The organism is Thermodesulfobacteriota bacterium (assembly GCA_036397855.1).
Taxonomy (GTDB): domain Bacteria; phylum Desulfobacterota_D; class UBA1144; order Nemesobacterales; family CSP1-2; genus DASWID01.
Map to the genome: position 1 here is coordinate 1 of DASWID010000034.1, position 9459 is coordinate 9459.

General features: G+C 41.2%; 8 protein-coding genes. 5 read left to right on the forward strand and 3 right to left on the reverse strand.

The window, feature by feature from the left end; genetic code table 11:
• Window positions 1–375 (forward strand): hypothetical protein (locus tag VGA95_02835; GenBank protein HEX9665470.1); only part of this gene is annotated, 375 nt, incomplete at its 5' end.
• 109 nt (window positions 376–484) lie between these two features.
• Here VGA95_02835 and VGA95_02840 read toward each other — a convergent pair.
• From VGA95_02840 to VGA95_02850, 3 genes are all read right to left on the reverse strand, one after another.
• Window positions 485–2026 carry a hypothetical protein gene (locus tag VGA95_02840; GenBank protein ID HEX9665471.1) on the reverse strand — a complete coding sequence of 514 codons (1542 nt, stop codon included), beginning with the start codon at window positions 2024–2026 and terminating at the stop codon, window positions 485–487.
• Window positions 2027–2426: 400 nt separating this feature from the next.
• Complete coding sequence (locus VGA95_02845; protein HEX9665472.1) at window positions 2427–2687, reverse strand: EF-Tu/IF-2/RF-3 family GTPase; 261 nt, start codon at window positions 2685–2687, stop codon at window positions 2427–2429.
• Window positions 2688–3049: 362 nt separating this feature from the next.
• Entirely contained in the window at window positions 3050–3556 is a 507-nt protein-coding gene (locus VGA95_02850; GenBank protein HEX9665473.1) for a nuclear transport factor 2 family protein, read from the reverse strand.
• A 456-nt stretch (window positions 3557–4012) separates the two neighbouring features.
• On the opposite strand from VGA95_02850, the gene lexA reads away from it, so the two are divergent.
• The 4 genes from lexA to VGA95_02870 all read left to right on the forward strand — a co-directional run.
• The gene (gene lexA / locus VGA95_02855) at window positions 4013–4615 is read left to right on the forward strand and encodes a transcriptional repressor LexA (GenBank protein ID HEX9665474.1); all 603 of its coding nucleotides are present in this window, start codon (window positions 4013–4015) and stop codon (window positions 4613–4615) included.
• Window positions 4616–4660: 45 nt separating this feature from the next.
• Window positions 4661–5287: a hypothetical protein gene (locus tag VGA95_02860; protein HEX9665475.1), complete on the forward strand. Its 627-nt coding sequence runs from the start codon at window positions 4661–4663 to the stop codon at window positions 5285–5287.
• The gene (locus VGA95_02865) at window positions 5280–6800 is read left to right on the forward strand and encodes a hypothetical protein (GenBank protein ID HEX9665476.1); all 1521 of its coding nucleotides are present in this window, start codon (window positions 5280–5282) and stop codon (window positions 6798–6800) included. Before VGA95_02860 ends, VGA95_02865 begins: the two co-directional genes overlap by 8 nt.
• The coding region (locus VGA95_02870; protein HEX9665477.1) for an error-prone DNA polymerase at window positions 6784–9459 on the forward strand (2676 nt) is incomplete at its 3' end. The genes VGA95_02865 and VGA95_02870, both read left to right, overlap by 17 nt.

Consider the following 9459-nt stretch of genomic DNA (forward strand, 5'->3'; position numbering starts at 1 on the left):
ATTCAGGAGCTTACTACGACTATCCTGGATACTATTACCCATATTCAAGATATCGCCATTTCCATCATAAGAATAGATATGAATATAGACACAATAAATTTCACCATCACTTCAATGACTTCCATAGAAACGCCCATCATACAAATCCATCAATGTCACAACATGAGCATAGGAGTCCTCACCATGGGTCAGAAAGTTTGCACCAGAGGGGACATCAAAGATTATGGAATTCGGACCATCGTGGTGATGGCAGGAGAAGCGGCGGGAGATAAACAACGCAGCCCAATCTCATCGATTAATGACAGATCATTACATAATAAGTATCTTTCACCATTTATTTTCGTTGGCACTCCAAGAATCACGTTAAGAAATTGACTATATTAATCATGCTGAACTCGTTTCAGCATCTTTTGTGTCTATGTTTTTATGAGATGTCAACAATAATCGCACAACATCCATTTTCTAGATTTAGTGTGCAGTCTATTTAGAAGACATATCCAAGACCTAAGTTAAATTCGTTTTGTCCCGTTTCGGCTTCATTATCATTCCACCTATAGTCAGCCTTGATGACAACCTGCGGTATCGGTTTATAATTGATGCCGATAGCCACGTTTTGACGATCATTGGCCGGATTCATGAAAAACCCCGATGGCACTCTATACTGCGTATTATATTTCTCATATCTAACAAAGGGTGCCAGATACTGGAAATATTGCCCAAAGTTAGCGAGTGTTAATACATTATAGGCACCGACAGTATACCAACCCCATTGTTGGCTTCCAACGGATTCATCGCCCACAAAACCATTGTTTGCATTGATTAGAGCCGCATCATCTAGAAAAGTCCAAACCAGGAGGCTTCTGCCCTCGAATCCCCTATATTGAACTTGTACGTCCCCTTCATACATCTGGAAAAACCCTTTAATTTCCCTTCCATTGAAGGGAGAATCGGGATTATCGACTGTCTGATTCTGACCCGTATTTCCGAGAAATATTGACCCACCAAACTTTATTCCAGGAATTGGCTCATATATCAACCTGGATACAAAGGCAACATCATTTGCCAATGCCCTGTTGCCATTCTGCCGTGCATCCCTGTTGCTCGATGCAGTGAAACCCCTGGAATCGAAGCTGTTCATTACATAGGATTTATAAGTGAGTTCGCCGGGTACATACTCACTAAAGCCACCAAAGATACCAGCGCCAACCTCCCTCCAGGTAGTTGGGATTATAAACCTCTCGACATCTGGCCTTAATACCCCGTAAAAAGTCGTGGGTTCGTGAACCTCATTGATTATACCAAAAGGAGCTAATACCAACCCTCCTCTTAGATTTGCCGCCTCTGTGAGGAGAAAATCCAGGTAGGAAAATTCAACTGAAACCTCACCGGCCTGACCATTTAGGTTTTCTTCTGTGCTACCATGCTCAAACTCTATCTCTGAGTTAAATATGATCCTGTCATTAAATTTATAACCGAAATACATCACCGCCCTGAGGGCATCGAGAGTGTTATCTCCGTCTTCCGGGAATTGACCGATTATTTCACCATAACCGCCGATTGAAATACCCTGATTTGCTTTATAAACCTTCGAAGCGGCAGGCCCCATTCCAAACACCTGTTCGTAAGTAGGCTCCTCGACAATAGCAGCGGATTTGATATTATCTATCTCCTCGGCAAGAACACTGATTTTTTCTTCAATTGATTTAAGTCTTTCTTCTGGCAATCCTTGTGATTTTAATTCTTGAAGCTCCTTTGATACTGAATTCAGCTTTCTTTCAAGTTCTTCTATCTTTTGCTCTTGGGTCATCTCCTGAGCTACTTTTTTATCCTTCTTAGAGTCTTTTGCACTTTCAATCCTATTCTCAAGTGCTTCATTTCGACTTTGTAAGATTTTTTGAAATTGTCTTTGGCCTTGAGATAGCCCTTCAGCGTGAACCATCCGTGAAAAGAAGAAAAACGAGAGAAAAAGCATGAACACTAAGACTACTCCTAGTAGCACATAGTTATTATGGTGTTGATTCATCATTTTGTATCCTCCTTGAATTAATATGTTGCTAATATGGATATCTCGCATCCATAATATCTATAAAAAAATAAGATGTCAAGTATTTATTTAATAATTACAGGGACTTAGATGCGAATCATTGGCATTCGGTAAGTTTTATTACTTAGTAATATTTAGAATTAATCGGAGAGGAAAAATGGCTCACATATAGCCGTGGAAGTCAATAGAAGATAAAGTGATTCGTCTTGTTTTTTGATTTTTATACTAAATCTTTTATTTAATTAGTCGATTTTTCTATCTTAAGAAGCACCGGATTTTCTAACGCCAGAGTCCGGTCGCCTATCGCCACGGTCCACCTGGAACCTGTATGATAATCCCAAGGGAAAAGGTTAGGCTGCACTTTTTTCAATTGTTATGCTGATTACTCCTCAATTATTTTATATACCTTATCTCCTTTTCTTACTTTTTCAGATACTTTCAAACCGATACTATCACCTTGCTTTGCTTCTGTAACAGATTCGTGTTCTATCTGCATCGAATTTACCTGTAACTTAAAATCTGTTGTATGTCCTTTAAAATGTATAGTATCACCTACGGACACGATGCCACTTGTTATCTCCACAGCCGCTACCGATATGTTGCGAAAGTAGTCGGAGACATAACCAATTAATTTTTCTTCCATCGCTATATCCTCCCCTTTCATGTTTAAAGGCTTATCACAAATTATCTCATTAATTATCAAACTTGTTAAGTCTTCGACTTTCAATTTTTTATGTTGCTTGCCGTGTTGCCCTTCATTTTTTTCTTACCCTTATGTCTTTCCTTCTCGTCTCGTGAACTTCCTTTTTCTTGCCGTTTTATAATAATAGACTGGCTGTACCCCCACCTTTAATCCTCCCCCACAAGTGAGGGAGGAATGTTGTAGGTGAATTGAATCAGATGGATTCCCAATAGAGCCTGTCCCCGAATGCTACTCGGTAAAGTCATTCGAGCACAAGCTTAATCGGGTAGCGTTCGAGAATAACGATGGGTGGTGGATTGCCGCTACTTATTTTCCATTGACTTCTCAAGCGAAGGTAGAACATCTGTGTGATGGCTGATCATCTTCCACTTTTCTTCCTCCAGCCGGAATATGTTTGTCGCTCGAATATTTACTGTTTCAGGTTTGCCATCAACGTAACTGGTTCCGCGTTCGTAGTTCTGCGTAATACCAATCTTATCTCCTACGGTAATATGCATATCTTCGGGGTTTACCTGACCTCCTAATTTAAGCGCTGCCTGCTCCTCCCACGCTTTACGGACTTGATCCCATCCGATCAAGATGCCCCCCTGCGGTCCAAGATATGTTACGTCAGGAGCGTGGGACCATACTTCAATCATTGGTGCAATGTCACCCTTAAACATGGTGTTAAGAGCAGAATAAAACTGCGTCGCCGCTTCCTTAACATCCTTCTCTGGTTCCGAGGAGAAGGAGGACTCAATACTAATGAACATAAAAACAAATGCTAATAATAACAATCCTGTATTCCAAACAATCCATTTACCTTTCATATCAAACCTCCTATTTATATATTTGACATAAAAACCAGACGTCTCGTCTCTCTTAAAAGTTGATTCAGGCACTATTTTTAAAAATAGATTTCTAAATCATATACCTGCCTTCGTTCATTATCAAGCTAACTTACCCTTGATCCTTACTCTCGTGATTAATTTCCTCTTCGCTATTATTTCTTAGCATTCATTTGAGTATCCAGATTCTTAGACTGAGTATGAGATTGCTTCGTCTCCCCTTCGATCTTTCGGGATTGATCAAGCCTCAGGGCTCAGTGTGAACGGGTTAGGGAGATTTCTGCGTCTCTGTTTCTGATTTTCTTAATACTCAATAGATCCTGACCTATCGTCAGGACATGGTTCAGCACAGGCCGCAACTTTTGGAATGCCAACTAAAACAACTTTACAAATACTATACAACAATGTAGTATATTTTATCGTTAAGGGGTTTTTGTTATGAAGGGGTTAACTAATATCCAAAACAGCGTTTTAACTTTTATTAAAAAGCATGTCGACGCCGGGGTGCCCTTTCCTTCGCTTAGAGAGATTGCAGGTTATTTCGGATTTGGGCATACAACGGCAAGGTTTCATTTAATGGCGCTTGAAAGGAAAGGTTATATTAAGAAGCGTAGCCAAAGAGTGAGTGACTATATGCTCGCTGAAGATCATTTTAATATTCCCAGCACGTTTGATCTAGTTGCAACAATTCCCGCGGGAACCCCCCTGGCCATATTTGAGGGTACAGAGGATACCTTCACGGTTGACAACAACTTTTTCGGCGGCGGTCAACTGAAAGCCGTTTATATCTCGGGCGAAAGTATGAACGGGGATTCAATCTCGGACGGAGATATCGGAATAATACGGCTCCAAAAAGATTGGAATAAACGTGACATCGTAGCAGTGAGAGTGAATGGCGACGAAATAACCTTGAAACGTATCAGGATAAAGAAAAACATCGCTGAATTAATACCTTCTAATCCGGAGTTTCCCGTTCGAAGGTTTCCGGCGGAAGAAGTCGAGATTGTCGGCAAGCTAGTTGGAATAATTAGAAAAACCTGAACCAATCAAAAAGAGCTTAGGAGTTTTTTATTTTAGGATTTAACGATGAATATTCTTGGAGAAAAATTAAATCACCATGAGATTTGGAAAAAATTAAAATCCGGGGATTTTTCGATTGAACCTGATGATAAGGTAATTCGCACCGGAATTCCCGAGCTGGACGAGCTCTTTTCCTATGGCATAAAACCCGGGAAGCTGATTGAGTGGGGGCTTCCCCAGGGAAGAAATGGTCGTATTTTCCCAATCCTCTTTTTAAGAAATGAAATTCCTCTCACAATCTGGATATACGCCGATTTAGGTTTGGACATCTATGCGCCGACATGGGCAAGCCACGGCATAGATTTAAGAAGAATTTTCTTTATAAAATGCGACGACCCTGTTAAGAAACTCAAACCTCTATTTTTGGATGACACCTTTAAAATCATTGTCATTGATTCACCTACGAAATTGTCTAAAGGTGATATCTCCTTCATATCTGTCCAAGCCAGAGCAAACAAGCAAATCATTTTTCTGATCAGGAATTATTTCTTAAGCCCCAGGATTGGAAACCCCTTTGCCCACATACGAGTAAATTGCTCACGAAACGACAGAAGTATCTATTCAGTCAATTTTATTAAAGGAAGAAATATTAAAAAAATACTTCTAACCGGCTCAATGTTGTTCAATGAATAAGACAGGCATCGCAAAGGTAATCGATTTAAAGACCTTCTCAATGGACGAAACATGTCCTTTCTATGGTGCGTTTTATTGTGAGATGGAGAAGGTAGGAAAAGATATATTCTCCCTTACACCCTGGGTTATGCAGTGGGATAAAAACATATGGTTATTCAATTTAAGTCCCTGTAGAAATTTTTGGGCTATTCAGAAGAAAAAGAAAGGGAAAAACCTTTATGAACTTTTTGAACAGATACTGGATGCCTCTTTTGAGAGAGAATATATCTCAGTTTTCGCAAACCATCCCTGGCAGTGCTTACTGTTTCTCGATTTTTTGTTGAAAAAGGGGGCTAAAGGTGTATTTTCATTAAACACCCTTCTAAATAGAAGGATGTATGAGAGTCTTTCATGGGATCATTGGTTTAAACCCCTTGGAACCCTTTCTTATCATCTCAACTATTTGAAAGTCAAAGGATTTAAAGAATCCCAATTTCGTTCTAAACAGGCTCAATTGAAACGTTTCATCAAAAGGATGGACTTTTGGGGACCCTTTGATTTGAGCCAGGCTGATGTAGCTTCGATCAAAAGGAGGTTTTCCTGGTGGCTTGGAGAGGTTTGGGCATGGACTTTTTATGGTTTTTTAGAAGATGAAAAGCAAACCCCTGACTTGTTTAATTCAGCAGAAAACCAAATCGATTTGGGTTCATTTCCCTGGATCCCGTTTCAGATAGAAGACCCTCCCAGAGTCATCAGACATCTGGAATATCCGGTAAACCGGTGGGATGTCATTGAGTCTCTCCTTATCGAGGATTTTTCTAGATTATGTGCTATGAAATCATGGTCCGAACAAGAACGAGTAAGCTCGATAATCTGGGCAATTACCCTTTATAATCTGGAGGAATTGAAATTAGAGCTCTCCTTTCGAAACCCTTATTCACTCCACATGGACTCTCGAAATAATTTTAAGACTGCTCTATACCAGACCTACTATGCCTATATGGGGCTCGTGGATAAATTAAAGGCCAGAGACAATGATTTAGACCTACCCGAAGAAATTCCCTTTGTTGGCTGGAAAGTTGAAATAAACGAATGTCTTTATATTTCTCCTCAAACCATGGAATTAATCTCTACTGAGAATAGCGGGCTAAATTACGAAGGTGTTTTGGATTTGCAGAATAAGATCCCTCTTCCCATAGAGTCCTATGTGGTTCTGCCGGACTTTGTTCCCGACCTTTCATTTAGATCCGAAGAGTTAGGTGGTAATACTTTCAAATATGATTTTTCACTTAACCAGTGGATAGAAGCATCATTTAACAGACCCTTTTTCTATTATAGAAATCCCCTGCCCATAACGAGTCCTTTGGAATTGAAGCTGAAATTTTTAGAAAGGACAAGCAACGATTGGTGGACGGATGAGAATTTAATGGATATGACCAAGGACTATTTTCTCGTAGAAGATCGAGAGGGAAGATTTATCTGGGTTTTCAGGAATAGCTCAGGGGTATGGTATAAACATGGCATCTATTCTTGAAGAATACGGACTCCACGAATGGCTCTGTAAAACCAATTTTAGTTTTCTCATAGGTGCATCTCATCCACATGACATTGTTAAGACAGCCTCCGATCTTCAATATACTTCAATTTGTGTGAATGATTTTGACGGAGTATATGGTCTAGCGCGAACATACAGAGAGCTGGAAAGACTTAAAAAGGAGGATGAGAACAATAACCTAAAATTAAACTTCGGGGCCGAAATTCATTTTTCGGTCGATCACGACAAGCCTATACTCCTACAGGATACACTGGTTTTAGTTGCCAAGGATTGGGGAGGGTATAAGAATCTCTGTGAGTTACTCACCTACTCCCACAGAAACGGCAAAACTAACGCAAATATACCATTAGATCATCTGCTCTCTGCCGATGTTTCAGGTCTCTTTGCGATCCAGCCCATGAGAGGGCTCATCAGATCGAATGTAGAGAAGCAGTCCTTTTACAATTTATATTCCCATTTTAAAGGTGAATTCTACTTCGCAATCGGTAAGCACTTTCACAGGTCAGAGGATAAATGGATTCGCCTGACAATAGACCTTGCCGGTAAGATCGGGGCGAAATGTCTCTTAAGCCAGGACGTGTTCTTCCATAATAGATCACAAAAACCCATGGGTGATTTACTTCATGCAATAAGGACAAACAGGACTCTAAACACGTGTAAGGAACATTTATTCCCTAATGGAGAAAGGTGCTTCCACGACATAGAAAACTTTGAGCGGTTTTTCAGCGACCTGCCCGTATTTGAGGAAGGGATAAAACTTTCCCACGAATTAAATGAACAGTGCTCTTTTAGCTTTTCACAACTCAGGTACCAGTACCCTAAAGAAATGATCCCCGATGGCCACACGGCTCAAAGATATTTAGAGCAGCTAGTTTGGCAGGGGGCCAGGAAGCGGTTTGGGAATAAGCTCTCTGAAAAGGTTCGTAAAAGCCTTATCTACGAATTGAACCTTATCGAAAAACTAAACTTTGCCGATTACTTCTTGACTGTGTGGGATATTGTGAGCTGGGCCAGGTCAAGAAATATACTCTGCCAGGGAAGAGGCTCTGCAGCCAACTCGGCGGCTTGTTTTGTCTTAGGGATTACCGAGGTTAATCCGGATTTGTTTGATCTGCTTTTTGAAAGGTTCATCAGCATGGAAAGGGGCGATCCTCCAGATATAGATGTAGACTTCGAGCATGAAAGGAGGGAAGAAGTTGTTCAATACATCTATGAAAGATATGGCCGTGATAGAGCGGCAATGGTAGCAAATGTCATTACATACAGAGGAAAAGGCTCTATGAGAGCGGTTGGGAAGGCGCTGGGTGTGAGCGAAGAGCTCCTTGGCGAAATGTCAAAACTCGCAGATTACAAATATTTTCTCCGGAGTGGAACGCGGGATATTATCTCGGAATTAAATAAGGGTGAGAATGGTAATAATGCTCCCAAGAATTTTTCATGGAAATTATGGGTTGAGCTCTCGGAAAGATTGCGAGGGTTTCCAAGGCACCTTGGCATTCATTCCGGTGGTTTCATGCTCACCGATAAGTCTTTGAATTATCTGGTTCCTCAAGAACCCGCATCGATGGAAAACAGGACAGTAATCCAATGGTGCAAGGATGATATCGAAGGATTGGGATTTTTCAAGATTGATATCCTATGTCTTGGGATGCTCACCGCAATTAGAAAGTGCTTCGAGAGCATTGAGGAGAAATATGGAACAAAACTAACAATGTATGGCATCCCTCAAAATGACCCAGCTACATACGAAATGATCCAAAGGGCAGATACCGTAGGTACCTTCCAGATCGAGTCGAGGGCGCAGATGTCCATGCTCCCCCGTCTTAAGCCAAGATGTTTTTATGATCTTGTAATAGAGGTGGGTATTATCCGACCCGGTCCTATTCAGGGAAAGATTATTCATCCCTACCTTGCACGGCGAGAAGGAAAAGCACCTGTTATTTATCCTGATGAAAGGATGCGCCCTATTCTCTCCAGAACCCTCGGTGTCCCTATCTTTCAGGAGCAGGCTATGAGAATCGCGATTGACGTGGGCGATTTTACTCCCGGTGAAGCAAATGAGCTCAGAAAAAATATAGGCTCATGGAATGTAAGAGAATTCAAAATGAATCTAAATCCCTGGCTGGAGAAACTCAAGAAAGGGATGGAGGAGAATGGAATTAAAAAAGAATTCATCGATCAAATTCTACGCCAGATGAAGGGCTTCGCACATTACGGTTTTCCCGAATCGCATGCCGTTTCGTTTGCGTTACTGGCGTATGCCTCCAGTTACCTGAAATGCCATTATCCCGCGGCGTTTTTCAACGCTGTCCTAAATTCGCAGCCTATGGGATTTTATCTGCCGCATGCCCTATTACAGGCAGCCCAGAGGAACGGGATTAAGATTCTTCCCGTTTCTATCAATGAGTCAGATTGGGACAATAAACTGGAGAATATCTCGAGCGACAATCGACAGGTAATTTATGGTATACGCCTCGGGTTCAGGCTTGTTAATTCACTTTCTAAATCCGGTTGCCAGGATATGCTAAAGGTGAGGAAGGACATCGGGCGTTGGGAAGGTTTAGATCATTTTTTAAAGACGACCCAGGTTCACCGGGATGATTTTACGGCTCTAGCCGCAGCCAATGCCTTCCAGGAG